We start from the raw sequence: 24,414 nt of genomic DNA, 5'->3' as shown, positions 1-24,414 counted from the left end.
ATCGAAAGGACCCCCGCGATGACGATCCCTGGCGTGCTCCAGATCCCTTCCATGAAAGACCGCTGCTCCGAAGCCGAGTGGCAGGCCCGCATCGACCTGGCTGCGTGCTACCGGCTGGTCGACCTGTTCGGCATGTCGGACATGATGGCCAACCACATCTCCTCGCACGTGCCCGGCGAGCACGGCGCGTTCCTGATCAACCCCTACGGGATGATGTACGAGGAGATCACCGCGTCCAGCCTCATCAAGGTCGACGCCGATGGCCGCATCCTCTCGTCGCCCGACTTCGGCGAGCTGGGCTACGGCATCAACAAGGCCGGCTACGTGATCCACAGCGCGGTGCATGCGGCGCGCCCCGACGTGGCCTGCGTGATCCACACGCACAGCTGGGCCTCGATGGCGGTGTCCTCGCTCGAATGCGGCCTGCTGCCGCTCACGCAGACGGCCATGCGCTTCCTGAAGATCGGCTACCACGACTACCAGGGCGTGGTGCTCAACACCGAAGAGCAGGCCTCGCTGCTCGCCGACCTCGGCCAGGGCGAGGCCGTGATCTTCCGCAACCACGGCGCGCTCGTGGTCGGCCGCAGCGTGGGCGAGGCCTTCAACTGGATGCACCGGCTCGAGCTGGCCTGCCGCGCGCAGATCGGCGCGATGTCGTGCAACACACCGCTCAAGGCCGTGCCGCAAGAGGTGCTCGAGGAAACCTGGAACAACTACCAGCCCGGCACCCGCCGCCCCTACGGCCTCATGGAATGGCCCGCGCTGCTGCGCAAGCTCGACCGCATGGACCCGAGCTTCCGCGACTGATGCCAAGCGCACACCGAAGAACCAAAGAGACAACGCCCCATGAAGAGAAGATTCCTCCCCGCCGTGCTGACGGCGCTTGCAGCCGCCTTCGCGCTGCCCGCGCTCGCGCAGCAGAAATTCCCGCAGAAACCGGTCACGCTCGTCGTGCCGTTCGCGCCCGGCGGCAACCTCGACGTCGTCGCGCGCACGTTGGCACCGGCGTTGGGCCAGATCCTCGGCCAGTCCGTGATCGTGGACAACCGCGCGGGTGCCGGCGGCGCCATCGGGGCGTCGTACGTGGCGCGTGCGCAGCCCGACGGCTACACGCTCCTGGTCAGCACGCCCAACGCGCTCGTCGTGCTGCCGCTGATGACGAAGACGACCTACGCGCTCGACAATTTCGCCCCCATCGGCCTGGCCGCCACCACGCCGCTGGTGATCGCGGTGCGCGGACAAGGCCCGTACAAGGACATCGACGCCGTGCTCTCGGCCGCGCGCAGCAAACCGGGCCAGGTCACCGCGGGCCATGCCGGCCCGGGCACCACCAACCACATCGCGCTGCTGCAGCTGGAGCAGGCCGGCAAGCTGAGCCTGAACACCGTGCCGTACAAGGGCTCCGCCCCGGCGCTCACAGACCTCCTGGGCGGGCAGATCGACCTCGTGGTGGACCAGCTCACGAGCTCGGCCGCGCACATCCAGTCGGGCATGCTGCGCGCGGTGGCCGTGATGTCGAAGGACCGCGACCCTGCGCTGCCGAACGTACCCACGCTGCGCGAGGCCGGCCTGAAGGATTTCGATGCCACCACCGCCACGGGCCTGCTCGCACCGGCCGGCACGCCGCAGGAAGTGATCGGCGCGCTCAACGCCGCTCTGCGCAAAGCGCTGGCCGACGACACCGTCAAGCGCCGCCTGGTCTCGGTCGGCAGCCCCGGCCAGGCCTCGTCGCCCGACGAATGGCTGGCGACGCTGAAGAAGGAAGACGCGAGCGCGCACGTGCTCGCGAAGACCGGCAAGCTCAAGATCGACTGAAGGAGCACGCGCCATGACCCGCCCCTGCCTGCCTCCCCACGACGCCTTCACCCCCGTCACGTTCACGCCGCCGCCCGGCGCCTGCGACAGCCACGCCCATGTCTTCGGCCCCTACGACCGCTTTCCGCTGGCCGACGACCGCAGCTACACGCCGGCCGAGCATCCGGGCGCGGCCTTCATCGCGCACCTCGACCGGCTGGGCCTCACGCGCGGCGTGCTCGTCACCGGCAGCGCCAGCGGCACCGACAACGGCGCCGTGCTCGCCGCGCTCTCGCAGTACCCGCAGCGCCTGCGCGGCATCGCCGTGCCGCAGGCCGACACCACCGATGCCGAGCTCGACCGCTGGCACGCAGCGGGCATCCGCGGTGTGCGCGTCAACCTGTTCAAGCGCGACGGCCATGCCGTGTACCGCAACGGCGTGGGCCTCGAAGTGCTCGAAGCGCTGGCGCCGCGCATTGCCGGGCGCGGCTGGCACGCGCAGATCTGGATCCACGCGCCGGACCTCGTCGAGCTGGCGCCACGCCTGCAGCGCCTGGGCCTGCCGCTGGTGATCGACCACATGGGCCGCATGGCGGCGTTGCGAGGCGTGCACGACGAAGGCTTTCGCACGCTGTGCCGGATGCTGGCCGAGGGCAATGCCTGGACCAAGATCTCGGGCGCCGACCGCAACACCGGCATGGGGCCGCCCTACACCGACATCGACCCGTTCGCTGCCGCCCTGCTGCAGGCCAACCCCGGGCGCGTGGTGTGGGGCAGCGACTGGCCGCACATCAACTACTTCGAGGCTGCGCAAGTGCCGGACGACGGCGCGCTGCTGAACCTGCTCGCGCGCTGGCTGCCCGACGAGGCGCTGCGCAGACGCGTGCTGGTCGACAACCCGGGCGTGCTGTACGACTTTCCCACCGCGCGCCCCGCAACGTAACCCTTCGAGGACAGAACAATGACACGAGACAAAGACACCTTGCTCCCCCGCCGCCGCCTGCTCGGCACGGCCGCGTTGCTGGCCACCGGCCTGGGCGCCTTGCCGCAGGCCCGCGCGCAGGCGGCCTATCCGTCGAAGCCGGTGCGCGTGGTCGTGGCCTTCACAGCCGGCGGCACCACCGACATCCTGGCGCGCGCGGTGGCGCAGAAGCTGGGCGAGAAGTTCAAGCAGTCGTTCATCATCGACAACAAGCCCGGTGGCGGCGGCAACATCGGCACCGAGTTCGTGGTGCGCGCGCCCGCCGACGGCTACACGCTGATCGTCAATTCGGTCGGGCCGATGGCGGTCAACCAGACCCTCTACAAGAACATGAGCTACGACCCGCTCACCGACCTCGTGCCGGTGGTGCAGATCGCCGACGTGCCTAACGTGCTGGTCGTGCACCCCGATCTGCCGGTGAAGACGCTGGAGGAGTTCATCGCCTACGCCAAGGCCAACCCGAACAAGCTCAACTACGGCTCCACCGGCGTGGGCACCTCGTCGCACCTGTCGAGCTTCATGCTGAGCAAGCGCGTGGGCGCCGAGACGCTGCACGTGCCCTACAAGGGCGCCAACGCGCTCAACGACCTGCTGGCGGGCCGGGTGCAGTTCATGTTCGCGACCATCCCCTCGGTGATCGCGCACATCCAGGCCGGCAAGCTGCGCGCCATTGCGGTGAGCAGCCCGAAACGCTCGCGCTCGATGCCCGACGTGCCCACCGTGGCCGAGAAAGGCTTTCCCGGTTTCTCCGCCGGCTCGTGGTTCGGATTCTTCGCGCCCAAGGGCACGCCCGAACCGGTGATCGCGCTGCTCAACACCTCCGTGAACGAGGCCCTGCCGTCGCTGCAGGCGCAGATGATCCGCGAAGGCGCCGACCCCGTCGGCGGTTCGCCCGAGCAATTCGGCAAGTTCGCGCGCAGCGAGTATGAAAAGTGGAAGCTGATCGTGCATGAATCGGGCGCGACGGCCGAATGAAACACCCATGACGGACAGCGCCCCCCTTCGCATCCTGCTCTCCCCCGACGCGCAGCGTCAGACCGCCGCCGGCCTGCACCACGCCCTGGGCGGCCGTGCGCACACGCTCGTGGCCCTCGGGGAAGACGCCGACGTGGCCTTCGTCTCGCGCGACGTCACCGGGCTGTCGACCAAGAACAGCGTGCTGCCGCACACCAAGGCCTTTCACGACAGCCTGCGCCACGCGGCCTCGCTGCGCTGGGTGCATGCGCACTCGGCGGGCGCCGACCGTCCCGTGTACGGCGAGCTGCGCGCACGCGGGGTCGAGGTGACCACGTCGTCGGGCGCCAACGCGGGCGTGGTGGTGCAGAGCGCGCTGGCCGGCGTGCTGATGCTCGCGCGGCAGTTTCCGCAGCTGCTGGCGGCGCAGCGTGCCAGGACCTGGGCGCCGCTGATCGGCACGACGCAGCCGCGCGACCTCGCGGGACAGACCGCCGTGGTGGTGGGCTGGGGCCCGATCGGGCAAGGGCTGGGTGCGTTGCTGGCGGCGCTGGGCCTGCGCGTGGTGGCGGTGCGCGGCAGCGACGCCCCCGCCGCCGCGCCGGCGCAGCACAGCGTGCCCTTCGAGCGGCTGCACGAGGTGCTGCCGCAGGCCGACTGGCTGCTGCTGGCCTGCCCGCTGAGCGCGCGCACGCGCGGCCTGGTCGACGCGGCGGCGCTGGCCTTGCTGCCGGCCGGTGCGCGGCTGGTGAACGTCGCGCGCGGCGAGGTGGTCGACGAACCCGCGCTCATCGGGGCACTGCAGGGCGGCACATTGGCCGGCGCCGTCCTCGACGTGTTCGCGAACGAGCCGCTGCTGCCCGCGTCCCCGCTGTGGGACTTGCCGAACGTGATCGTCACGCCCCACACCGCCGGCCACTCGGACGGCAACGAAGGGCGCGTGGCCGCCATCTTCCTGGACAACCTGAGGCGCTGGTGCGCGGGCGAAGCGCTCGTGAACCGGGTCGCCTGACAACGCTTTCCTCACAACAACACGCAGACAAACCCGATGACAACCTCACGCCCCCGATTTCTTCGCACCGGCCTCGCCACGCTGTTCCTCGCCGCGGCGGCCTCGTGCGCCGTTGCTGCCGACCCCGCCGACGCCGCCGCATGGCCCACCAAGCCGATCACCCTCATCGTGCCCTTCGTGGCCGGCGGCACCACCGACATCGTGGCGCGCACGGTGGGCCAGAAGCTGTCGGAGTCGCTCAAGCAGCCGGTGATCATCGACAACCGAGGCGGCGCGGGCGGCACCGTGGGCGCGGGCATCGCGGCCAAGGCGCCGGCCGACGGCCACACGCTGTTCCTGGCGACCATTGCGCATGCGATCGCGCCGGGCCTCTACAAGCGCCTGCCCTACGACTTCCAGCGCGACTTCGAGCCGGTGGCGCTGGTCGCCTCCACGCCCAACGTGCTGATCGTCAACGAGAAGGTGCCCGCGAAGACGGTCGCAGAACTCGTGGCCTACATCAAGGCCAACCCCGGCAAGGTCAACTTCGGCTCGGCGGGCAACGGCAGCACCGAGCACATCTCGGGCGAGCTGTTCCGCTCGATGACCAAGACGGACATCACGCACGTGCCCTACAAGGGCGGCGCGCCGATGATGGCCGACCTGATGGGCGGGCAGATCCAGATGGCCATCGAGACCAGCCCCTCGGCCTCCCCGCACATCCGCGCCGGCAAGGTCCGCGCGCTGGCGGTCACCACCCGGTCGCGTTCGCCCGCCTACCCCGGCGTGCCCACGCTCGACGAGGCCGGCCTCAAGGGCTACGACATGACCACCTGGTTCGCGCTCATGGCGCCGCACGGCACGCCACCCGCACTGGTGCAGCGGCTGAATGCCGAGGTGGCCCGCGCGCTGGCGCAACCCGACGTGGCGAAGCGCTTCGAAGAACAGGGCGTGACGGCCGGGCGCATGACGCCCCAGGAACTCGCCGCCTTCGTCGGCACCGAGACCACCAAATGGGTGAAGGTGGCCAGGGAGTCGGGCGCCACCGCGGAGTGATCCCCGCACGGCGCACCGCGCGGCACCGCCGGAAAAGGCCTGCGGGCGACGCGGACACCCGCCGAACCCCGTCGGCCGGCGTTGTCTGCAGAATAGAGCGCCATGCACGTTCGAATTCCGGCCCTGACGGGCTCCGCCTCCGTTCTCCTGTCCCTCGCGCTTTTTCTTCCCCCCGTTTGCGCCGCACCCGTGACGCCCGCCGCGCCGCCTGCTGCAGCGGACGCCGCGAAAGCGGCGCAAACGCCCGATGCCCGCATCGAAGCGCTCATCGCGCGCATGACGACGCAGGAAAAAGCCGGCCAGCTCAGCCTGTACGGCCCCGCCGACATCGACACCCCCAACAACCCCCAGGCCGGCTGGCGCAACGCGCAGCAGGAAACCGCCGACGTGCGCGCTGGCCGCCTCACGGGCCTGTTCAACAACGCAGGCCTCGAAGGCAAGCGGCGGCTGCAGCAGATTGCGGTGAACGAAACGCGCCTGGGCATTCCGCTGATCTTCGGCGCGGACGTGATCCACGGCTTTCGCACCATGTTCCCGATGCCGCTGGCCGAGGCCTCCAGCTGGGAGCCCGCGCTGGCCGAGCGCACCGCGCGCGCGGCGGCGGTCGAGGCCACGGCCGACGGCTTCCGCTGGACCTTCGCGCCCATGGTCGACATCGCACGCGACGCGCGCTGGGGCCGCGGCCTCGAAGGCGTGGGCGAAGACGTGTACCTGGCAAGGCAGTTCGCCGCCGCGCGCGTGCGCGGCTTCCAGGGCCCCGACCTGTCGCGGCCCGACGCGATGCTGGCCACGCCCAAGCACTTCGCGGCCTACGGCGCGGCCGAGGGCGGGCTCGACTACAACGTGAGCGACATCTCCGAACGCACCCTGCGCGAGGTGTACCTGCCGCCGTTCCGCGCGGCGCTGGACGCCGGCGCGCTGTCGGTCATGAGCGCGTTCAACGAAATCGGCGGCGTGCCCTCCACCGCCAACCCGGCGCTGCTCACCGGCGTGCTGCGCGACGAGTGGAAGTTCAAGGGCTTCGTGGTGTCCGACTACACGGCCGACGAAGAACTGGTGGAGCACGGCTACGCCGCCAACCCGCGCGAAGCCGCCAAGCAGGCCTTCATGGCCGGCACCGACATGAGCATGCAAAGCGGCCTGTACATGCGCTACCTGCCCGACCTGGTGGCCTCGGGCGAAGTGCCCATGGCGCGGCTCGACGAGGCGGTGCGCCGCGTGCTGCGCGTGAAGATGAAGCTGGGCCTGTTCGACGACCCCATGCACGGCCTGGACGGCCCGCCCGCCGCGCAACGCGCCGAGAACCCCGCGTTCATCGAACTGGCCCGCGAGAGCGCACGCCGTTCCATCGTCATGCTGAAGAACGACCGCATGCTGCTGCCGCTGCCCAAGGCCGGCACGAAGATCGCGCTGGTCGGCCCCTTCGCCGAAGGCACCATCGACCTGATGGGCGCCTGGAGCCTGTTCCCGGGCCAGTCGGCGCCGGTCGGCATCGACCAGGGCCTGCGCAACGCGCTGGGCGCCGATTCGTCGGTGACGGTGGTGCGCGGCTCGGGCATCGAGAGCGCGCTGCCCGGCGGCATCGACGCCGCGGTGGCCGCCGCGCGCAATGCCGACGTGGTGCTGCTGGCCGTCGGCGAAAGCCAGAAGATGTCGGGCGAGGCGCGCTCGCGCAGCGACATCGGCCTGCCGCAGGCGCAGCAGGACCTGGCCGAGGCCGTGGCCGCCACCGGCAAGCCGGTGGTCGTGCTGCTGAGCAACGGCCGCGCCATGGCGCTGAAGGGCGCGGTGCGCAATGCGCGCGCCATCCTGGTCACCTGGTTTCTCGGCGTGCAGACGGGCAACGCCATCGCCGACGTGGTGTTCGGCGACTTCAATCCCTCGGGCCGCCTGCCCGTGAGCTTTCCGCAGACGGCGGGCCAGGTGCCCTACTACTACGGCCACAAGCGCACCGGCCGGCCCTCGCCGGAGAACGCGCCCGAGACGGCCTTCAAGGCGCGCTACGTGGACGCCACCAACGAAGCGCTCTACCCCTTCGGCTTCGGCCTGGGCTATGCCCCGGTGCGCTATGACGGCGTCGAGCTCAGCCAGGAGCGCATGACCCTGTCGGACACCCTGCGCGTGCGCGCCACCGTCACCAACACCGGCCAGCGCGAGGCCGAGGAAGTGGTGCAGCTCTACATCGCCGAGCGCGCCGCGAGCGTGACGCGGCCGGTGCGCGAACTGAAGGGCTTTCGCAAAGTGACCATCGCGCCGGGCGCTTCGGCGCAGGTCGAGTTCACCCTCGCGGCCGACGACCTGGCGTTCATCGGCCGCGACATGAAGCCGGTGGTCGAACCCGGCGAGTTCGACGTGTGGGTGGCGCCCTCGGCCGCGGGCGGCATCCGCAAGCGCTTCGTGCTCACGCGCGACTGAACACGCGTACTTTTGAACGCGCGCGACTGACGCGCGCGCGGCCCAGGCTCAGTCGAACACGCCCGTGAACGCCACCCGCGTCACCACGCCCGAGCTGGTGGCGCCCACGCCCAGCGTCACGCTGTAGCGGCCGTCCTGCGAGGTCTGGCGCAGCGAGCCGCCCAGCGCGCTTTCGCTGCGGTAGTTGCCCAGCCCGACGGCGTAGCTCAGCTTGCCCGGCACCATCGGCGCGGCTTCCATGGCGGCCACGCCCGCAATGCCCGCGTAGGCGCGGCGCGCGTTGTCGTCGATCTGGCCCTGCAGCCGCGCGGCCGTGATGTCCGTGTAGGCCTTGCCCAGCGGCCCGCCCTGCGCGGCGACGGTGTCGGTGTAGGCGTTGGCCGTGGCCACGCCGTCCCGCACCATGCCCTGCACCTGGCCCACGTTGGTTGCGTCGGTGGCTGCGCTGCCGGGCGCGACGCCCGTGAGCTGCCGGTTGCCCAGCGCCACCTCGCCCACCGACGACTGCACGCCCGCCAGCCCGATTGCCGTGTACGCGGCCTGCGCGCCGCGCGTGGTCGCGCTGCCCGCGCCCAGCGCGACGCTGTTGGCGTGCGCGGCCGTGGCGTTGCTGCCGAGCGCGACGGCGTTGTCGGCGCTGGCGCGCGACGACGTGCCCAGCGACATGCTCTGGCTCGCATTCACGTAGGCGCCCGCGTCGTTGCCGAGGGCGATGTTGCCGTCGCCGCTCACATGCTGGCCTGCGCCGTTGCCTTGCGCCACGTTGCCGTTGCCCGTCACGCCCTGGCCGGCCGCGTTGCCGAACGACAGGTTCTGGCTGCCCTGCACGCCGCCGCCGGCGGCCTGCCCCATCGCGAGGTTGTTGTTGCCCGACACGCCCGCGCCGGCCTGCTGGCCCGACGACTGGTTGCCCGAGCCAGTCACGCCAAAGCCTGCGCCCTGCCCCGACGCGATGTTGTTGCTGCCCTTGACGTTGTTGCCCGCGCCGCTGCCGTAGGACAGGTTGGCGTTGCCGGTCACGTTGATGCCGGCGCTGGTGCCGTAGGCCTCGTTGTCCGAGCCGGTGACCTGCTGGCCGGCGTTGCTGCCGAGCGTGTTGTTGCGGCTGCCGGTCACGTTCATGCCCGCGTTGGTGCCCGTGGCGTTGTTGTCCGAGCCCTTGACCGTGCTGCCGGCATGGAAGCCGGTGGCATTGTTGTGATTGCCCGTTACGTTGTCGCCCGCGCTGCGGCCGAACGACTGGTTCCAGCCGCCGACCACGTTGACGCCGGCCTGGTAGCCGATGGCCTGGTTGGCGTTGTCGCCGCTCACGTTCGACCCGGCGCCGTCGCCGATGGCCAGGTTGTAGTTGGTGCTGACGTTGTTGCCCGTGTTGGTGCCCAGCGCCTGGTTGTTGGTGCCGGTGACGCCGGTGGTGCCGGTGCCGGTGCCGATGCCGAGGTTGGACTTGGCCGGGTTCCAGGTGATGGTCTGGGCCCGGGCCGCGGGCATGAGGCCCGCGCCCGAGCCGAGCGCAACGGCCAGCCCGAGCAGGGCTGCGCCGCGCGTTGTGCGCTTTTGCTTCATGGTTCTCCTTGTTGTCGTTGTTGTCGTTGTCGTGGCAGGCGCCGCGTCAGGCCGCCAGGTGCATCGCCATGGCCGGGTCGCTCACGCTGGGCTTGCCGGTTTCGACGCGGCCCGAGAAACGGCGCTCGAAGTCGGCGGCGCTCACGGTGAAGTCGTACCAGTGGCCGCTGTCGTCCAGGTTCCAGTGCAGCATGCCGGTGGCGCCCGCGGCCACGTCGAGCGACCAGGGGCCGTCGGTGCGGTAGGCGTTGGCCTTGACCGACACCGTGCCGCCCGCGGTGCCGGTGTTGTGCACCTTCACGTAGACCTGGCCGTTGGCCGGCTCGTAGCAGACCTGCACTTCGGGCTTGAACCCCGCCGCGTCGGTGGCCAGCGCGTCGCCCTTGAAGGTGCGCACGTAGCCGTTGGTGCTGTACACCCACAGCTCGTACTTGCCGCTGTCGGTGTCGCCGGAGTTCCAGTAGTCGGTGAGCTGCTTGCCGGCCTCCACGGTGTAGCGGCGCGGAATGCGGTCCAGGTGCAGCTTGTCGTACACGTGGTACACGGCGCCCTGCGTGCCGGTGTTGGCGAAGATCAGCGACACCAGGCCGCGCGGCTCCACGCGCGCGCTGGTGTGCAGCTCGTAGGGCAACGCGCGCGAATAGCGCGTGCCGGTCTCCTGGAACAGCGGCTGCGGCGTGGCGGGCGCGGTGGTCACCGGGCCCGTGGGCAGGAGCCGTTGCGCCGCGTTGATGGCAAGGTAGGTGCTGGTGTCGGGCAGCGCGGGCACCACCGGGTTGTTCGGGTTCACGAAGTCGAAGCACGACGTGAGGTCGCCGCACACCGCGCGATGCCACGGGCTCACGGCGTCCACCGTGATGTCGAAACGCTTCTCCAGGAACATGGCCATCGAGGTGTGGTCGAACACCTGCGAGTTGACCCAGCCGCCCTTGCTCCACGGCGAGACCACGTACATGGGCACGCGCGAGCTCAGGCCCCAGGGGCGAATCTTGCCGCTGGTGGTGTCGGCCGCGTTCAGGTAGGAGCCCGCGGCGACGTCGAAGTACTCGCCGTCCAGCGGCACGGTCGACTTGCCCATCAGCACGCCGCTGGCGTCGTACGACGGCACGGCCGGCATTGCCAGGTGGTCGAAGAAGCCGTCGTTCTCGTCGAAGGTGACGAAGAGGGCCGTCTTGCTCCACACCGCCGGGTTGGACGTCAGCGCGGCCATCACGTCGGAGATGAAGTCGGCGGCGCCGGCCACGCCTTCGCTGCTGCCGGGGTGCTCGGCCAGGGCCTGCGTGGGCAGAACCCAAGAAACCTGCGGCAGGGTGTCGTTCATCACGTCCTGCTTGAGCTGCGCGAGGAAGTTCACGGCGCCGTCGGCCGCCGCGGGGCCACCCGTCAGGCCGTGTTCATAGATCGGCGAGCCCGGCTGCGCGGTGCGGAAGCTCTCGAAGGCCAGGCAGCCGTTCATGGCGCCCGTCCAGTTGTTGTTCATGTTCTGGTAGATGTGCCAGCTGATGCCTGCCCTTTGCAGCACGTCGGGCAAGGTGTCCCACTTGAAGGAGTTGTTGACGTACTTGTAGTTGTAGGCACTGGTGACGGGGTCGGTCTGGCCGGTGCCGTCGGCCTTCTGCGCCCTGCCCGCGACCCAGTTGGAAGGGCTGGGCCAGCAGCGCGAGTTGACGGGCTCGGAGTCGGTGTCCGTGCTGTTGATGCCGCGCTTGCGCAGCTCGGGGTTGAAGTTGGAGCCCGACCAGAACACCACGCGGTTCGGGTCGGTGCCGGTGAGGATGGAGCAGTGGTAGCCGTCGCACAGCGTGAAGGCATCGGCCAGCGCGAACTGGAACGGAATGTCCTCGCGAAGGTAGTGGCCCATCGTCACCTGGTTCTTGAACTGGATCCAGCGGTCCATCTTTCCCTGGTTCCATGCGCCTTGCATGTCGGGGAAATTGTGCGGCGCGCCGGAGCCGATCAGCGCATTGGCAACCGTCGAGTCGCGGCGGAAGGGCTGGATGTCGGGGCCGCCGACGGTGGGGTTGGGCTGGTAGTACACAGGCTTGCCGCTGGCCAGGGGAATCGGGAAGCGGTCACCGAAGCCGCGCACGCCGCGCAGGGTGCCGAAGTAGTGATCGAAGCTGCGGTTCTCCTGCATCAGGATCACGACGTGCTTGATGTCCTTGATGGTGCCGGTGTCGACCGCGGCCTCGACCGCAAGGGCCTTGCGGATCGCGGGCGGCAGCATGGTGAGGGCCGAGGCCGCGCCGACGGCGCCGGCCGTCTTGCGGAAGAAGTCGCGACGGTTGGTGTGGTTCATGGAAGTCTTTCAACGCGAGGACAGAAAGGGAGAAAAGAGGGGACGAAGCGGAAGGCGCGGGAGGCGTGCGAGCAGGCAGGCTGCTCGCCTCAGGGCGCGCACTTCAGCACGGGTGCCGGCTGGCCGGGTTGCTGCGGCGTGGTGGCCGGCGGCGGGCTGCCACCGGGCGGCAGCACCGGCACACCGCCACCGCTGCCCCCTCCCCCACCGCCGCACGCGGCGAGGCCCAGGCACAAGAGGAAGCCGGCCGCGGCCGAAGCGAAGAGGCCATGCCGGGAAGCACGTGGAGTCATGACAGGTTCCTTTGATCGAGAAGAAGACGGAAGACGTGGAGCGAACGGGAGTCGGAAAACAGGCGAACGGGGGCCGCGCAGCCGCCTTGCGGGGTTGCACCGGCTTCGAGAAATCAGGGGTGTGGCGCGCAGGGTGAACCCACGGCGTGGGGGGCGCCAGCGCCGCGCAGGGTCAGGGCTCAGGCATAGCGGCTGCGCAGGCGCGCTGCGAGGCGGTCGAGCACCAGCACGGTGAGGAAGATGGCGATGAGGATCGTGCCGACGTGCGCGTAGTTGTACATGTCGTAGCGCCCCTTCAGCTCCTGCCCGATGCCGCCGGCGCCCACCAGCCCCACCACGGTGGCCATGCGCACGTTGCGGTCGAGCACGTACAGCGTGTAGGCGATGAACTGCGGCATCACCTGAGGCAGCACCGCGAAGCGCATCACCTTCAACCTGTTCGCGCCGATGGCGCGCAGGGCCTCCTGCGGCTTGTCGTCGGCGGTCTCGATGTCCTCCGCGTAGAACTTGCCGAGAAAACCTGCCGAGTGCAGTGCCAGGGCCAGCACCCCCGCGATGGGACCGAAGCCGTAGGCCAGCACCAGGAACAGCGCGCTCACGAGCTCGGGCACCGCGCGGAACATGCCGACCAAGCTGCGCGCCAGCGTGTACACGACGCGGTTCGGCGTGTAGTTCTTCGCGCTGCACCAGGCCAGCGGTGCGCTCAGCAGGATGGCCAGCAGCGTGGCCCAGATGGCGATCTCGAAGGTCTCGAGCATCTTCACCGCCACGTGCCAGAGATAGCCGAAGGGCTCCACCAGCACTTCTTGGCTGTCGACCCGCTCTTCCATCTGCAGCGTCTGCGGGTTGAGCTTGGGCTCGCGCGTCTCGACCGTTTCCACGTGCGAGAACCACGGCAGCCGGTTGCGGTCGAAGCCCTCGATGCGCGCGGTCTCGGTGCGCTCGGACACCTGCGGTGGAAAGAGCGAACGCGCGATGGTGCCCAGTCCCGACAGCACCTGCGAGTGTTCGCGCAGGCCGACCGCCGCGAGCACGCCCTCGCCGGTGAGCGACAGCATGCGGCCCATCTCCACGCGCTGGCCGGCGAAGAAGCCCGCCACCAGCACGAGCAGAAGCACGGCAAGGCTGCGCGCGCCGTAGGGGCGCGGCAGGTGCCAGGCGGATGCGGGGCGGCTCATTGCGCGAGCTCCAGCACGCCTGCGCGCAAGGGCAACGCGGCTTCGGGTTCCATGGTCAGCCCCTCGGGCCGCGCGGCGTGGACGCCGTGGGCGGCGTCGGCGGTGCGGCCGTAGACCGCGTCGAACACCCGCGGATCGATCGCGCCGGGCACCCCGTCGAACACCACCGCGCCGTGGCGCAGCGCGACGATGCGGTCGGCGAACTCGCAGGCCAGCTCGATCTGGTGCAGGCTGCACAGCACGGTGGTGCCGCGCTCGCGCGCCTGCCGGCGCAGCAGCGACAGCACGTCGTGACTCGTCCGGGGGTCGAGGCTGGCCACGGGCTCGTCGGCCAGCACCAGCGGCGGGTCGAGCATGAAGGCGCGCGCGATGCCCACGCGCTGCTGCTGGCCGCCCGAAAGCTCGCTCACGCGGCGCAGCAGGTGCAGCTCCTGCAGGCCGACCGCTTCGACCAGCTCGCAGGCCTTGCGGCGTGCGTCGTCGGAAAACAGACCCAGCAGCGCGCGCCAGGTCGGCATGGCCGGCAGTGCGCCGGCGAGCACGTTCTCGGCCACGGTGGAGCGCAGCACGAGGTTGAACTGCTGGTGGATCATGCCGATGCGCGGGCGGATGCGGGCCAGCGAACCGGCCGCGATGCGCACCCCCTCGACCTGCACCGCGCCCTGCGTGGGCTTGACCAGCCCGTTGGCCATGCGCAGCAGCGTCGACTTGCCCGCGCCCGACGAGCCCAGCACCACGCAGAACTGACCCGCGGGCACCTGCAGCGAGACGCCGCCGAGCGCCTGCGTGCCGTCGGCGTAGCGCATGGCGACCGATTCGAAATTCAGCATGGCGTGCCTTGCCCCGCTCAGCGCTGCGCGGCCTTGGCCAGGATGCGGCCCTTGAGCTCGTCGGTGAGCAGGCCCAGCTTCTCGGCCGCGACGTTGAACTCGTCTTCCGAGAACCTGGTGTCGTAGCCGTCGATCTTGCCGCCGCCGTAGCCGCGGATCATGTCGGGCGTGATGCCGGGGGCCTTGTTCACGGTCTGGAAGGCGTCCTTCAACTTGGCCTTCAGCGGCTCGGGCAGCTTCGAATTGAGCGCGAGCGGCGGGTACGGAATGGCCATGCTCTTCGCAATGACCTTCACCGTCTTCGGATCGACCGCGCCCTGCTTCACCGCCTTCTCGTACGAATCGAACGAGAGCGAAGCCACGTCGACCTGGTCCTGCACCAGCGCGGCCAGGCTGCTGGCGTGGCTGCCGGTCATGCGGATGGCCGAGAGGTCGCGCGCCGGGTCCATGCCCGCGTCCATCAGCATCGCCACCTGGAAGGTGAAGCTCGACGCCGAGTTGACGTCGCCGAAGGCCACGCGCTTGCCCTTCACGTCGCCGATGGAGGCGACGGGCCCGTTCGCCTTGGCGAACATGCCGGCGTAGTACACGGAGGCGCCCTTCTCCACCCCCACGGCCAGCAGCTGCGCGCAGCCGCGCTTGTGGGCCTGCACATAGGCCACGGGGCCGAAGAAGGCGATGTCGGCCAGCTGGTTGCACATGCCCTCGACCACGGCGCCGTACGACTGGCCCACCTTCAGGTCGAAGTTCAGGCCCGTGGTGCGCGTGATGGCGTTGAACACCGGCGCGTAGTCGGCCTTGGTGCCCGACTCGGTGCCGCCGTCGGCCGGAATCAGCAGCACGCGCAGCGGATGCTCGCGCGAGCCGTCGGCCACCGACTGGGCATGCGACGGGAGGGAGAGTGCCGCGGACAGCGACACGGCGGCGGCGGCCGTGGTCGCAAGGGCGATGAGTTTTTTCATGGGGTGTTTCTTTCGTTTCGAGGCGGTGTTCGGGAGCCGATGCCCGGAACTTTAGAAAACGAAGATGACAAGCAAATGAAATTTACTCATTCTAAATTCAATAAAACACTGAGCAATGTTCAATACAATCCGCCGCCATGAGCAACAACCCCAAGACACCAGGGACCGCCGCGGGCCATGACCGCCGAGGCAGCGTGGTCACCGATGCCCGCCTGGCGCGGGCCCGCCACCTGCTGGTCGACCTCGACGGCACGCTGGTGCGCCAGCAGGAGCCCATTGCGGGCGCGGCCGAACTGCTGGCGCATTTCGACGGGCGCTACGCCGTCGTTTCGAACAACTCCACGCACACCGCGCCGGGCCTGTCGCAACGCCTGCGCCGGCTCGGGCTGCGCGTGCCGCCCGAGCGCATCGTGCTGGCTGGCGAGCTGGCCGTGCGGCAGCTGGCGCGCGAACACCCCGGCGCCCGCGTGCTGCTGGCCGCGAGCCCGGCGCTGCAGCGCTTCGCGCGTTCGCTGGGCTGCCAGCAGGTGCAGGCCGATGCCGACTTCGTGCTGCTCGCGCTGGACATGCACTTCAGCCACGCGCGGCTCGCGCTGGTGGTGAACGAGCTGCTGCGCGGCGCGCGCCTGGTCGTGAGCAATGCCGACGCCACCCACCCCGGCCCGCAAGGCCGCGTGGTGCCCGAGACCGGCGCGCTGCTCGCGGCCGTGGTCGCGGCCAGCGGCGTGCAGCCCTGGCGCGTGATCGGCAAGCCCGCGCCGCTGCTGTTCGAGGAAGGCCTGCGCTGCCTGGGCGCGCGCGCCGAAGACACGGTGGTGGTCGGCGACAACCCGCTCACCGACGCCGAGGGCGCCGCGCGGCTGGGCATGGCGTGCGTGCTGGTGGGCCAGGCGAGCGGCGCGGTCGCGCCCTCGGTGGCCGGGCTGCTCGCCGAGCCCGCGGAAATCGCCGCTGCCCCGTCTCCGTCTCCGTCTCCGTCTCAGTACCGCTTGAGCGACAGCACGTCGAAGGTCTGGCGCAGCGTGCGCACCGAGGTGTCGTAGTCCGACAGTGCCAGGCAGGCGATCAGCACGTCGATGATCGCCAGCTGCGCGAGCCGGCTCGTCATCGCCTCGGTGCGAAAGTGGGTCTCTCGCGCCATGGTGAACAGCAGCACGTCGGCATAGGCCTGGATCGGCGACTTGCCGAAATTGGTGATGCACACCGTCGACGCGCCCGCCTCCTTGGCCAGGCGCGTGGCCGTCACCGTCTCGTGCGAGCTGCCCGAATGCGAGATGGTGAGCACGGCCGTCTTCGCATCGGTGAGCGAAGCGCTGATGGCCTGCACGTGCGAGTCGACCGCCAGCTTCACGTTCAGGCCGATGCGCAGCATGCGGTAGTGCGCGTCTTCCGCGATGGTGGCCGAGCTGCCGATGCCGTAGACCTCGATGCGCTCGGCCTTGCGGAACAGCTTCACCGCGCGCTCCATCGCCTTGGCGTCGAGCGTGGCCTCGGTGTCGTGCAGCGTCTGCACGTTGCTCTGGAAGATCTTGCGGATCACCGCCGTGGCGTTGTCCTGCGGGTCGAGGTCTTCATGGATGAACTGCACCGGCCGCACCAGTTCCTGCGCGAGCGCGATCTTGATCTGCTGGAAGCCGGTGGCGCCCAGGTTCTTGCACAGGCCGACGATGCTGCCTTCGCTGGAACCCGTGCGCTCGGCCACCTCGCTGACCGACATGTGCACCACCTCGCGCGGGTTCTTGACGATGAAGTCGGCGATGCGCTGGCCCACCGGGCCCAGCGACGACCACAAGGCCTGGATGCGGGCCAGCACGGCGGACACCTGGACGTCGGGGCCTTCGGAGGCGGGCGCGGAAGGGGTTGCGGGGGCGGCGGCGGCAGGCGCCGCCGACGTCCTGCTGCCGGCTGCAGAAGCCTTGCCGCCGACAGATCCGGGAATGCTGGGAGTGCTGTTGCGCTTCATGGGCCGCGAGCTTACCCGCCCCCGATGGCGGTTTCATGCATCGCGGCGCGAAGCGCCGACGGCTCACTCGCCGCTGGTGCTCGCGGGCGCGTTCGCCGATGCCACGGGCGCCTGCACCTGCGACTCGAGCACCTCCGTCGGATGCATGCTGTTGTTCGCGCGCACGGCATCGGCCTGCACCTGCGCGCGGTCCAGACCCGACACGGGCGTGGCCACCTGCGATTCGAGGACCTCGGTCGAATGCATGCCGTTGTTCGCGCGCATGGCGTCGGCGGCGACCGCATCGCGCGACATGGTGGAATGCGACGCCTGCGGATAGTCAGGGTCGGCGTAGCCGCTCGCATGCGCGAACGAGGCGAGCACCAGCGCCGGCACGGCGGCGATGCACAGGGTCAGGGTACGGACTCTCATGGTTGTCTCCTTGAGTGATGACGGTGTTTTCACTCTAGGACGGTGCTCTTACCGGCCCGTGAGAGGCAGCTTAGGCGCGGGTGACGGGCCACTTAGGCGCGCGTGAGCGGATGCCCCGCCGCACAGGGCGCATACTGGCCCACCTTTGCTGCACCGGGGCCTCGCACGCGAGACCCCGCACCCTTCGATGCCGGGCTACCTACTCAAGCTGGAGCGCATCGCCATCGCGGGTGCCGACGACCTCGTCATCCGGTCGCTGCTCGACCGCCAGCAGTTCTCCGACCCCTTGGGCACGGCGGCCGCGCAGGGCATCTCTTCCGCGTCGTGGCCGATGTTCGGGCTGCTGTGGCCCTCGGGCGCGCAACTGGCCGCGCGCATGGCGGTGCACCCCGTGGTGCGGGGCACGCGCGTGCTCGAGATCGGCTGCGGCCTCGCGCTCGCCAGCCTGGTCGGCCACCGGCGCGGCAACGACATGACCGCGAGCGACTGCCACCCGCTCACCGCGGGCTTCCTGCTCGAGAACCTGCGCCTGAACGCCCTGCCGCCCATGAAGTACCGCCGCGGCCACTGGGGCATGCAGGAGACCGGCCTGGCCGGCGACGTGCACGGCCTGTTCGACCTCGTCATCGGCAGCGACCTGCTGTACGAGCGCGACGCCCGGGGCCTGCTCGCCGCCTTCATCGGCCGCCACACCAGCCCCGCCGCCGAGGTGTGGATCGTCGACCCCGACCGCGGCAACCGGCCAGCCTTCAACCGGCAGATGGCCGACGAAGGCTTCGGCATGCGCGAGCAGCGGCTGGACCAGCTTGCGAGCGTGGACCGGCTGGCGTATCGGGGGCGGTTGCTGACGTACCGGCGCATGGCTGGTTGAGCACGCGGTGCCGGGGCAGAATCCCCGAGCCATGCCGACCATCGACATCACACGCCTCTTCGGCCACACGCTGGACCTCGTCTGCGACACGCTCATCGAGCGCTACCACTTCAACGCCACGGGCCACGTGGCCGCGACCATGGGCGTGAAGGACGGCCCCGTCACCGCGCCGCTTTTCAGCTACCGCATGCTGTCGCACGACAGCCTCGAGATCGTGCACGGCAATGGACACACCGAGCGCTGGACCGGCATGCGCATCGAGGGCGATCTGCTGCACGTCGAGCGCGACAGCCGGCCCCGCACTTTCACCATCACGAAGCCCACGCCATGAAAGTCAAACGCATCGTCGCCAACATCGCCACGCCCGAGCCGGCGCGCGCCGCCGTCTTCTACAAGGACGTGCTCGGCCTCGACCTGCTCATGGACCACGGCTGGATCCAGACCTATGGCTCGCAAGCGGACATGGCAGTGCAGCTCAGCGTGGCGGCCGAAGGCGGCTCGGGCACGCCGGTGCCCGACCTGTCCATCGAGGTCGACGACGTCGACACCGCCTTCGAACGCATGAAGGCCGCCGGCTTCGCCATCGAATACGGGCCGGTCGATGAGCCATGGGGCGTGCGCCGCTTCTACGTGCGCGACCCGTTCGGCAAGCTGGTCAACATCCTCGCGCACACCTGAAGCATGCGTCGCCGCGGGCTCAGTCGAGCCCGTGGAACACGCTGTCGTCCGGCCCGATGTGCGAGGGCGGCGTCCACGCGGCGTCGCGCATCGAGCGGCTCACGAGCTTGTCCACGCCCAGCAGCGTGGCGAAGATCGCCATGCGCACCGGGATGCCGTTGTCGGTCTGGCGGAAGATGGCCAGGCGCGGGTCGTTGTTGAGGTCCACGCTCAGGTCGTGCGAACCGGGGCGGCCGTCGCGCGGCAGCGGATGCATCACGACCACTTCGGGCTTGCACGCCGACTCGACGAGCGCATGGTTGACCTCGAAGGCGTTGTCGAAACCTTCCAGCACCTCGTCGTGCGCGAAGCGCTCCTTCTGGATGCGCGTGGCGTAGATGACGTCCGCGCCGGCCAGCGCCTGCGCGGGCGTGGCCGCGGTCTGGACCACGTGCCCGTTGCGGCTGACGGCCTCGACGATCTCCGCGGGCATGGCCAGCGACGGCGGCGAGATCAGCGTGAACTTCAGCCCGCGGTACAGCGACAGCAGCTTGATGAGCGAATGCACCGTGCGCCCGTATTTCAGGTCGCCGATCATCGCGATGTGCGCGCCGTCGACCAGCTTGCCCAGCCGCGAGAACTCGCGCTGGATGGTGTACAGGTCGAGCAGCGCCTGGCTCGGGTGCTCGCCCGGCCCGTCGCCGCCGTTGATGACCGGCACATTGGTGGCGCGCGCAAACTCCGCGACCGAGCCCTGCTCCGGGTGCCGCACCACGATCGCGTCGACGTAGCCGCTGATGACGCGGCTGGTGTCGTAGATCGACTCGCCCTTGGCCATCGACGAGAAGGTGAAGCCCGTGGTGTCGCACACCGAGCCGCCCAGCCGGCAGAACGCCGCACCGAAGCTCACGCGGGTGCGCGTGCTGGCCTCGAAGAACAGGTTGGCCAGCACGGCGCCTTCGAGCACGCGGCTGACCTTGCGGCGGCGCGCGATCGGCTGCATAACGTCGGCCAGCTGGAACAGTTCGTCGATGGCGTCGCGGTTGAACTGGCTGACCGACAGCAGGTGGTGCGCGCCGTCGACGGCGGTGGCCTTGCGCAAGGCGCCTTCATGTGCGCTTTGCGTATACTCACCGCGCCGACCGTCGGAGGCCAGGATTTCGCCCACGAAGCGCCGCGCGACTTCGGGCATGGCCCTGAATTCATTGGATTCGTCGGGCAGCAGCCAGGCGTCCAGCGCCCTTCTTCGGCTGCCGATGCGCTCTGCGAACGCATCGCGTGTCATGTTGAGTTGACGCATCGCGTCGCGAAGGAGCACCTGTTGCGGCATGTTCATGGGCCGCAAATATATACTCAATGCGTATATTTTGAAAGTGCTTGGTGAACTTGTTGGGCAGCGCGTCGCCCGGGCTGACCGCATCGCTGGCGCCGGGCGCGCATGTCGCGCAGCTTGTGGAAAAGCTGCGCGCACGAAAAAACGGGCCCGAAGGCCCGTTCCTGTTCAGCACCCGAAGGTGCCGTGGCTGTGGCTTACAGGCCGGCCTGGCGCGTGAACGACACGCTGGGCTTCTTGTAGGCTTGCGGCACTTCGTCGCGGTAGAAAGCGCGGCGGTCGAGGCTGGCCAGCGGGTCGTGCGCCTTGGCGACGGCTTCGGCTTGCACGGTCGCGCGGTTGGCGGTCGACGTGAAGGCTTGGGCGCCAGCGGCGGAGGCATCGCTGTACTCGTTGCCGGCGCGTGCGGCGGCAGCGGCTTGCGGTGCGACTTCGGCGCGGGTGACCGAAGAGTTCACGACGTGCACGCCGTCGTAGGTTTCTGCATGGGCTCCGGCGGCAGCCAGGAGCGAGAGAGCAGTAGCGGCGAGGATCTTCGAGGCATTCATTTCAATCTCCTTCAGGTGTTTGGTTGGTGAGGAGAAGTTTGATCCTGGAGCGACCCGAAAAACGGCTGCAAAAGGAACCGCGGCGTTCACAGTATTGAAACAATGCCGCCCTTGAAATTGAGCAGGTCAATAGGGATTGCCCCAGCGTTTCCCGATGAAACAGCTGGGGCAGGAACGCGCGAACCGAAGGCGCGCGACACGGGTGAACACATTTCGACCGGAAATGGCACCCCTCAGTGGCTGATCATCCACGGCCGCCTCGAAGGCGCCGACTTCGCGCCGCTGGGCGCCGTCACCGTGGCGCCGCGCTTCGAAGAAGTGCTGCAGCAGCCGCACCCCGCCGGGTGCTTGAAACGCGCATAGTCCCGCGAGCTGCCCGGCTCGTGCCGCGCGCGTTCGTTGGTTTCCATGGCGTGGCGCGTGCCGGAGGCCATGAGCGCAAGCCGCGGTGCGGCGGCAAGCACGCGCGGGGCGGCCCCGCCGCAATCGGGGCATGCGGCCGGCTCGTCGCGCAGGCCCGAAGGCCGCAGCGCCTCGAAGCCGCCGCACTGCCCGCAGGCGTAGTCGTAGGTGGGCATGCCGTGGCGTCCTTGTTCAGCGCACGTCGGGCGACAGCGGCATGTCGACGCTGCCGTCGAGCATCTTCATCGGGCCCAGGGCATTCGGGTTGATGTCGAAGTCGAAGATGCCCGTGGGCAGCCACAGCGTGGCGCACGAGTTGGGCACGTCGACCACGCCGCTGATGTGGCCCTGCACCGGCGCCGTGCCCAAGATGGAATAGGCCTGCGCGCCCGAGTAGCCGAACTTCTTCAGGTACTCGATGGCGTTCAGGCAGGCCTGGCGGTAGGCCACGTTCACGTCCAGGTAGTGCTGCTTGCCGCTCTCGTCGACCGAGATGCCCTCGAAGATCAGGTAGTCGTTGTACTGCGGGGTGATCGGGCTGGGCTTGAAGATCGGGTTCTTGATGCCGTACTTGGCCATGCCGCCCTTGATGAGCGTGACCTTCATGTGCACCCAGCCGGCCATCTCGATGGCGCCGCAGAAGGTGATCTCGCCGTCGCCCTGGCTGAAGTGCAGGTCGCCCACGCTCAGGCCCGCGCCGTCCACATACACCGGGAAGAACACCTTCGAGCCACGCGACAGGTCCTTGATGTCGCAGTTGCCGCCATGCTCGCGCGGCGGCACGGTGCGCGCGCCCTCGGCTGCGGCCTTGGCACGCGCTTCACCGGTCATCTTGCCCATGTGGGCGGTGCCGGCGAAGGGCGGGTTGGCCAGGCCCGGTACGCGGTCCGGGTCGGTGTCGATGAGCTTCTGCTCGCGCTCGTTCCACATGTCGAGCATGGGCTTGTCGGGCAGGCAACCGATGAGGCCGGGATGGATCAGGCCCGCGAAGTTGACGCGCGGAATGTGGCGCGAGCTGGTGAACATGCCCTTGAAGTCCCAGATCGACTTCTGCGCTTCGGGAAAGTGGTCGGTGAGAAAGCCGCCGCCGTTCTGCTTGGAGAAAAAACCGTTGAAGCCCCACAGGCTGTCCTGCTTGGCGCCGATGTCCAGCAGGTCGACCACCAGCAGGTCGCCGGGCTGGGCACCCTTCACGCCCACCGGGCCCGACAGGTAGTGCACGGTGCTCAGGTCGATGTCGCGCACGTCGTCGGCGCTGTCGTTGTTCTTGATGAAGCCGCCGGTCCAGTCGAAGGTCTCGAGGATGAAGTCGTCACCCGGATTGACCCAGCAGGCCATCGGAATGTCCGGGTGCCAGCGGTTGTGGATGTTCTCGTTCTCGGTGGGCGGCTTGGTCAGGTCGACCTTGATCAGCGTGTCCGTCATTTGCAGTGGCTCCTGGGGTTGTGGTCAAACAGAGAGGTAGGCTTTGATGTGGTCGACGTCGGTCTTGTCGCGCGCGGTCTCGTGCACGAGGCGCCCGCCCTCGATCACGAACAGCCGGTCGGCCACGTCCATCGCGAAGCTGAGCACCTGCTCGGACACGACGATGGTGATGCCGCGCAGCTTGCGGATCTCGTTGAGCGCCCTGGCGATGTCCTTGATGATCGAAGGCTGGATGCCTTCGGTGGGCTCGTCGAGCAGCAGCACCTTGGGGTCGGTGACGAGCGCGCGCGCAATGGCAAGCTGTTGCTGCTGCCCGCCGGACAGGTTGCCGCCCTTGCGGCTCTTCATGTCCCACAGCACCGGGAACAGCGCGTAGATTTCTTCGGGAATGCGCCGTGTCTTCGCGTTCTCCAGGCCGGTCTGGATGTTCTCTTCCACCGTCAGCGTCGGAAAGATCATGCGGCCCTGCGGCACATAGGCAATGCCCTTGGCCACGCGCCTGAAGCTTTCGTCGCGCGACACGTCCTGGCCCGCCACTTCGATGCGCCCGCTCTTCAAGGGCAGGATGCCCATGAGGCTCTTGAACAGCGTGGTCTTGCCCATGCCGTTGCGCCCCATGATGGCGATGGTTTCGTTGGCATGGCCCTCGAACGAGAGGCCGTGCAGGGCCTCGCTCTGGCCGTAGGCGACGTGCAGGTCTTCGACCTTCAGCATGATGTTGCTCATGGTTCAGTGCCCCAGATAGACGTCGATGACCTTGGGATCCGCCTGCACCTTCTCCATCGGCCCTTCGGCCAGGATCTTTCCCTGGTGCATCACGGTGACCTTGTGCGCGATCTGTTTGACGAACGCCATGTCGTGCTCGATGACGATCACCGCACGGTTCTGGCAGATGCGCTTGAGCAGGTCGGCCGTGAGTTCGCGTTCGCGCGCGCTCATGCCGGCGATGGGCTCGTCGAGCATCAGCAGCTCGGGCTCCTGCATCAGCAGCATGCCGATTTCCAGCCACTGCTTCTGGCCATGGCTCAACAGGCCGGCCTCGGTGTCCAGGCGATCGGCCAGGCCGATCTCCTGCGCGATGGCCTGCACCTTGCTCTTGACCTCGTCGTCGCATTGGAAGGCCAGCGCGCCGAAGACCGAACGACCCTTGGGGAACGACACCTCCAGGTTCTGGAACACGCTCAGGTTCTCGTAGATCGACGGCGTCTGGAACTTGCGTCCGATGCCCAGCCGCACCCGCTTGTGCTCGGCCATCTTGGTAAGTTCGGTGTTCTTGAACTTGATGCTGCCGGCGCTGGCCTTGGTCTTGCCGCAGATCAGGTCGAGCAGCGTGGTCTTGCCCGCGCCGTTGGGCCCGATGATCACGCGCAGCTCGTTCCTGTCGATGTACAGCGTCAGGTCGTCGATGGCCTTGAAGCCGTCGAAGGACACGGTGAGGTCTTCCACCGCGAGGGCGAAGTCTGTGTTGCTCATGGCATGGGTCC

General features: G+C 69.0%; 25 protein-coding genes. 11 read left to right on the top strand and 14 right to left on the bottom strand.

Annotated features, from left to right (window positions below):
* Positions 1–18 precede the first annotated feature (18 nt).
* The 7 genes from ACSFBM_RS05760 to ACSFBM_RS05730 all read left to right on the top strand — a co-directional run bounded on the left by ACSFBM_RS05760 (position 19) and on the right by ACSFBM_RS05730 (position 8,192).
* Positions 19–807 (top strand): class II aldolase/adducin family protein, encoded by a 789-nt coding sequence (locus ACSFBM_RS05760; RefSeq protein WP_435483509.1) that lies wholly within the window; start codon positions 19–21, stop codon positions 805–807.
* A 39-nt stretch (positions 808–846) separates the two neighbouring features.
* Positions 847–1,815, top strand: a complete 969-nt coding sequence (locus ACSFBM_RS05755; protein ID WP_435483508.1) for a tripartite tricarboxylate transporter substrate binding protein — start codon at positions 847–849, stop codon at positions 1,813–1,815.
* 13 nt (positions 1,816–1,828) lie between these two features.
* Entirely contained in the window at positions 1,829–2,737 is a 909-nt protein-coding gene (locus ACSFBM_RS05750; RefSeq protein WP_435483507.1) for an amidohydrolase family protein, read from the top strand.
* Positions 2,738–2,755: 18 nt separating this feature from the next.
* Positions 2,756–3,751: a Bug family tripartite tricarboxylate transporter substrate binding protein gene (locus ACSFBM_RS05745; protein ID WP_435483506.1), complete on the top strand. Its 996-nt coding sequence runs from the start codon at positions 2,756–2,758 to the stop codon at positions 3,749–3,751.
* Between the two features lie 7 nt (positions 3,752–3,758).
* Complete coding sequence (locus tag ACSFBM_RS05740; RefSeq protein ID WP_435483505.1) at positions 3,759–4,742, top strand: NAD(P)-dependent oxidoreductase; 984 nt, start codon at positions 3,759–3,761, stop codon at positions 4,740–4,742.
* 36 nt (positions 4,743–4,778) lie between these two features.
* Positions 4,779–5,777 (top strand): tripartite tricarboxylate transporter substrate binding protein, encoded by a 999-nt coding sequence (locus ACSFBM_RS05735; protein WP_435483504.1) that lies wholly within the window; start codon positions 4,779–4,781, stop codon positions 5,775–5,777.
* A gap of 189 nt (positions 5,778–5,966) precedes the next feature.
* Complete coding sequence (locus ACSFBM_RS05730; RefSeq protein WP_435483503.1) at positions 5,967–8,192, top strand: glycoside hydrolase family 3 N-terminal domain-containing protein; 2,226 nt, start codon at positions 5,967–5,969, stop codon at positions 8,190–8,192.
* A gap of 48 nt (positions 8,193–8,240) precedes the next feature.
* Here the strand turns inward: ACSFBM_RS05730 and ACSFBM_RS05725 are convergent, their stop codons facing one another.
* The 6 genes from ACSFBM_RS05725 to ACSFBM_RS05700 all read right to left on the bottom strand — a co-directional run bounded on the left by ACSFBM_RS05725 (position 8,241) and on the right by ACSFBM_RS05700 (position 15,320).
* Positions 8,241–9,758 carry a YadA family autotransporter adhesin gene (locus ACSFBM_RS05725; RefSeq protein ID WP_435483502.1) on the bottom strand — a complete coding sequence of 506 codons (1,518 nt, stop codon included), beginning with the start codon at positions 9,756–9,758 and terminating at the stop codon, positions 8,241–8,243.
* A gap of 46 nt (positions 9,759–9,804) precedes the next feature.
* A complete protein-coding gene (locus tag ACSFBM_RS05720; protein WP_435483501.1) occupies positions 9,805–12,057 on the bottom strand; it encodes a phosphocholine-specific phospholipase C in 2,253 nt (750 codons plus the stop codon).
* An 89-nt stretch (positions 12,058–12,146) separates the two neighbouring features.
* Positions 12,147–12,350: a hypothetical protein gene (locus ACSFBM_RS05715; protein WP_435483500.1), complete on the bottom strand. Its 204-nt coding sequence runs from the start codon at positions 12,348–12,350 to the stop codon at positions 12,147–12,149.
* A gap of 179 nt (positions 12,351–12,529) precedes the next feature.
* Complete coding sequence (gene phnE / locus ACSFBM_RS05710; RefSeq protein WP_435483499.1) at positions 12,530–13,528, bottom strand: phosphonate ABC transporter, permease protein PhnE; 999 nt, start codon at positions 13,526–13,528, stop codon at positions 12,530–12,532.
* A complete protein-coding gene (gene phnC / locus ACSFBM_RS05705) occupies positions 13,525–14,358 on the bottom strand; it encodes a phosphonate ABC transporter ATP-binding protein (RefSeq protein WP_435483498.1) in 834 nt (277 codons plus the stop codon). Before phnC ends, phnE begins: the two co-directional genes overlap by 4 nt.
* Positions 14,359–14,375: 17 nt before the next feature.
* The gene (locus ACSFBM_RS05700; protein WP_435483497.1) at positions 14,376–15,320 is read right to left on the bottom strand and encodes a phosphate/phosphite/phosphonate ABC transporter substrate-binding protein; all 945 of its coding nucleotides are present in this window, start codon (positions 15,318–15,320) and stop codon (positions 14,376–14,378) included.
* 137 nt (positions 15,321–15,457) lie between these two features.
* Between ACSFBM_RS05700 and ACSFBM_RS05695 the strand changes: the two genes are divergently transcribed.
* Positions 15,458–16,363, top strand: coding sequence for an HAD-IIA family hydrolase (locus ACSFBM_RS05695; RefSeq protein ID WP_435483496.1), 906 nt, complete (start codon positions 15,458–15,460; stop codon positions 16,361–16,363).
* On the opposite strand, the gene ACSFBM_RS05690 is transcribed toward ACSFBM_RS05695, so the two are convergent.
* Positions 16,300–17,283 carry a MurR/RpiR family transcriptional regulator gene (locus ACSFBM_RS05690; RefSeq protein WP_435483495.1) on the bottom strand — a complete coding sequence of 328 codons (984 nt, stop codon included), beginning with the start codon at positions 17,281–17,283 and terminating at the stop codon, positions 16,300–16,302. The two genes, ACSFBM_RS05695 and ACSFBM_RS05690, sit on opposite strands and share 64 nt — an antisense overlap.
* Before the next feature lie 63 nt (positions 17,284–17,346).
* Positions 17,347–17,694: a hypothetical protein gene (locus tag ACSFBM_RS05685; protein ID WP_435483494.1), complete on the bottom strand. Its 348-nt coding sequence runs from the start codon at positions 17,692–17,694 to the stop codon at positions 17,347–17,349.
* A gap of 187 nt (positions 17,695–17,881) precedes the next feature.
* On the opposite strand from ACSFBM_RS05685, the gene ACSFBM_RS05680 reads away from it, so the two are divergent.
* From ACSFBM_RS05680 to ACSFBM_RS05670, 3 genes are read left to right on the top strand one after another with little or no spacing between them, the layout of a single operon-like run.
* On the top strand, positions 17,882–18,565 hold the full coding sequence (locus ACSFBM_RS05680) for a class I SAM-dependent methyltransferase (protein WP_435483493.1): 684 nt from the start codon (positions 17,882–17,884) through the stop codon (positions 18,563–18,565).
* Positions 18,566–18,596: 31 nt separating this feature from the next.
* A complete protein-coding gene (locus ACSFBM_RS05675) occupies positions 18,597–18,896 on the top strand; it encodes a hypothetical protein (RefSeq protein WP_435483492.1) in 300 nt (99 codons plus the stop codon).
* Positions 18,893–19,243 carry a VOC family protein gene (locus ACSFBM_RS05670; RefSeq protein ID WP_435483491.1) on the top strand — a complete coding sequence of 117 codons (351 nt, stop codon included), beginning with the start codon at positions 18,893–18,895 and terminating at the stop codon, positions 19,241–19,243. Before ACSFBM_RS05675 ends, ACSFBM_RS05670 begins: the two co-directional genes overlap by 4 nt.
* 19 nt (positions 19,244–19,262) lie before the next feature.
* Here the strand turns inward: ACSFBM_RS05670 and ACSFBM_RS05665 are convergent, their stop codons facing one another.
* The 6 genes from ACSFBM_RS05665 to urtD form a co-directional block, all read right to left on the bottom strand.
* Positions 19,263–20,558 (bottom strand): aspartate carbamoyltransferase, encoded by a 1,296-nt coding sequence (locus tag ACSFBM_RS05665; RefSeq protein WP_435483490.1) that lies wholly within the window; start codon positions 20,556–20,558, stop codon positions 19,263–19,265.
* A gap of 194 nt (positions 20,559–20,752) precedes the next feature.
* Entirely contained in the window at positions 20,753–21,103 is a 351-nt protein-coding gene (locus tag ACSFBM_RS05660) for an alpha/beta hydrolase (protein WP_435483489.1), read from the bottom strand.
* A 233-nt stretch (positions 21,104–21,336) separates the two neighbouring features.
* Positions 21,337–21,681, bottom strand: a complete 345-nt coding sequence (locus ACSFBM_RS05655) for an FmdB family zinc ribbon protein (RefSeq protein WP_435483488.1) — start codon at positions 21,679–21,681, stop codon at positions 21,337–21,339.
* 16 nt (positions 21,682–21,697) lie between these two features.
* Positions 21,698–22,930, bottom strand: a complete 1,233-nt coding sequence (fmdA, locus tag ACSFBM_RS05650) for a formamidase (protein WP_435483487.1) — start codon at positions 22,928–22,930, stop codon at positions 21,698–21,700.
* 24 nt (positions 22,931–22,954) lie between these two features.
* On the bottom strand, positions 22,955–23,644 hold the full coding sequence (urtE, locus tag ACSFBM_RS05645) for an urea ABC transporter ATP-binding subunit UrtE (RefSeq protein ID WP_435483730.1): 690 nt from the start codon (positions 23,642–23,644) through the stop codon (positions 22,955–22,957).
* Between the two features lie 15 nt (positions 23,645–23,659).
* On the bottom strand, positions 23,660–24,403 hold the full coding sequence (gene urtD, locus ACSFBM_RS05640; protein WP_435435744.1) for an urea ABC transporter ATP-binding protein UrtD: 744 nt from the start codon (positions 24,401–24,403) through the stop codon (positions 23,660–23,662).
* Positions 24,404–24,414: the final 11 nt, after the last annotated feature.

The organism is Variovorax pasteuri (assembly GCF_051216435.1).
Lineage (GTDB): Bacteria > Pseudomonadota > Gammaproteobacteria > Burkholderiales > Burkholderiaceae_C > Variovorax.
This window is presented reverse-complemented; position numbering and strand designations above follow the sequence as displayed.

Excerpts from the sequence above, each read along its gene's own strand:
- ACSFBM_RS05760 (WP_435483509.1), top strand. The coding sequence starts at position 19 with ATGACGATCCCTGGCGTGCTCCAGATCCCTTCCATGAAAGACCGCTGC.
- ACSFBM_RS05755 (WP_435483508.1), top strand. The coding sequence starts at position 847 with ATGAAGAGAAGATTCCTCCCCGCCGTGCTGACGGCGCTTGCAGCCGCC.
- ACSFBM_RS05750 (WP_435483507.1), top strand. The coding sequence starts at position 1,829 with ATGACCCGCCCCTGCCTGCCTCCCCACGACGCCTTCACCCCCGTCACG.
- ACSFBM_RS05745 (WP_435483506.1), top strand. The coding sequence starts at position 2,756 with ATGACACGAGACAAAGACACCTTGCTCCCCCGCCGCCGCCTGCTCGGC.
- ACSFBM_RS05740 (WP_435483505.1), top strand. The coding sequence starts at position 3,759 with ATGACGGACAGCGCCCCCCTTCGCATCCTGCTCTCCCCCGACGCGCAG.
- ACSFBM_RS05735 (WP_435483504.1), top strand. The coding sequence starts at position 4,779 with ATGACAACCTCACGCCCCCGATTTCTTCGCACCGGCCTCGCCACGCTG.
- ACSFBM_RS05725 (WP_435483502.1), bottom strand. The coding sequence starts at position 9,758 with ATGAAGCAAAAGCGCACAACGCGCGGCGCAGCCCTGCTCGGGCTGGCC.
- ACSFBM_RS05720 (WP_435483501.1), bottom strand. The coding sequence starts at position 12,057 with ATGAACCACACCAACCGTCGCGACTTCTTCCGCAAGACGGCCGGCGCC.
- ACSFBM_RS05715 (WP_435483500.1), bottom strand. The coding sequence starts at position 12,350 with ATGACTCCACGTGCTTCCCGGCATGGCCTCTTCGCTTCGGCCGCGGCC.
- phnE (WP_435483499.1), bottom strand. The coding sequence starts at position 13,528 with ATGAGCCGCCCCGCATCCGCCTGGCACCTGCCGCGCCCCTACGGCGCG.
- phnC (WP_435483498.1), bottom strand. The coding sequence starts at position 14,358 with ATGCTGAATTTCGAATCGGTCGCCATGCGCTACGCCGACGGCACGCAG.
- ACSFBM_RS05700 (WP_435483497.1), bottom strand. The coding sequence starts at position 15,320 with ATGAAAAAACTCATCGCCCTTGCGACCACGGCCGCCGCCGCCGTGTCG.
- ACSFBM_RS05695 (WP_435483496.1), top strand. The coding sequence starts at position 15,458 with ATGAGCAACAACCCCAAGACACCAGGGACCGCCGCGGGCCATGACCGC.
- ACSFBM_RS05690 (WP_435483495.1), bottom strand. The coding sequence starts at position 17,283 with ATGAAGCGCAACAGCACTCCCAGCATTCCCGGATCTGTCGGCGGCAAG.
- ACSFBM_RS05685 (WP_435483494.1), bottom strand. The coding sequence starts at position 17,694 with ATGAGAGTCCGTACCCTGACCCTGTGCATCGCCGCCGTGCCGGCGCTG.
- ACSFBM_RS05680 (WP_435483493.1), top strand. The coding sequence starts at position 17,882 with ATGCCGGGCTACCTACTCAAGCTGGAGCGCATCGCCATCGCGGGTGCC.
- ACSFBM_RS05675 (WP_435483492.1), top strand. The coding sequence starts at position 18,597 with ATGCCGACCATCGACATCACACGCCTCTTCGGCCACACGCTGGACCTC.
- ACSFBM_RS05670 (WP_435483491.1), top strand. The coding sequence starts at position 18,893 with ATGAAAGTCAAACGCATCGTCGCCAACATCGCCACGCCCGAGCCGGCG.
- ACSFBM_RS05665 (WP_435483490.1), bottom strand. The coding sequence starts at position 20,558 with ATGAACATGCCGCAACAGGTGCTCCTTCGCGACGCGATGCGTCAACTC.
- ACSFBM_RS05660 (WP_435483489.1), bottom strand. The coding sequence starts at position 21,103 with ATGAATGCCTCGAAGATCCTCGCCGCTACTGCTCTCTCGCTCCTGGCT.
- ACSFBM_RS05655 (WP_435483488.1), bottom strand. The coding sequence starts at position 21,681 with ATGCCCACCTACGACTACGCCTGCGGGCAGTGCGGCGGCTTCGAGGCG.
- fmdA (WP_435483487.1), bottom strand. The coding sequence starts at position 22,930 with ATGACGGACACGCTGATCAAGGTCGACCTGACCAAGCCGCCCACCGAG.
- urtE (WP_435483730.1), bottom strand. The coding sequence starts at position 23,644 with ATGCTGAAGGTCGAAGACCTGCACGTCGCCTACGGCCAGAGCGAGGCC.
- urtD (WP_435435744.1), bottom strand. The coding sequence starts at position 24,403 with ATGAGCAACACAGACTTCGCCCTCGCGGTGGAAGACCTCACCGTGTCC.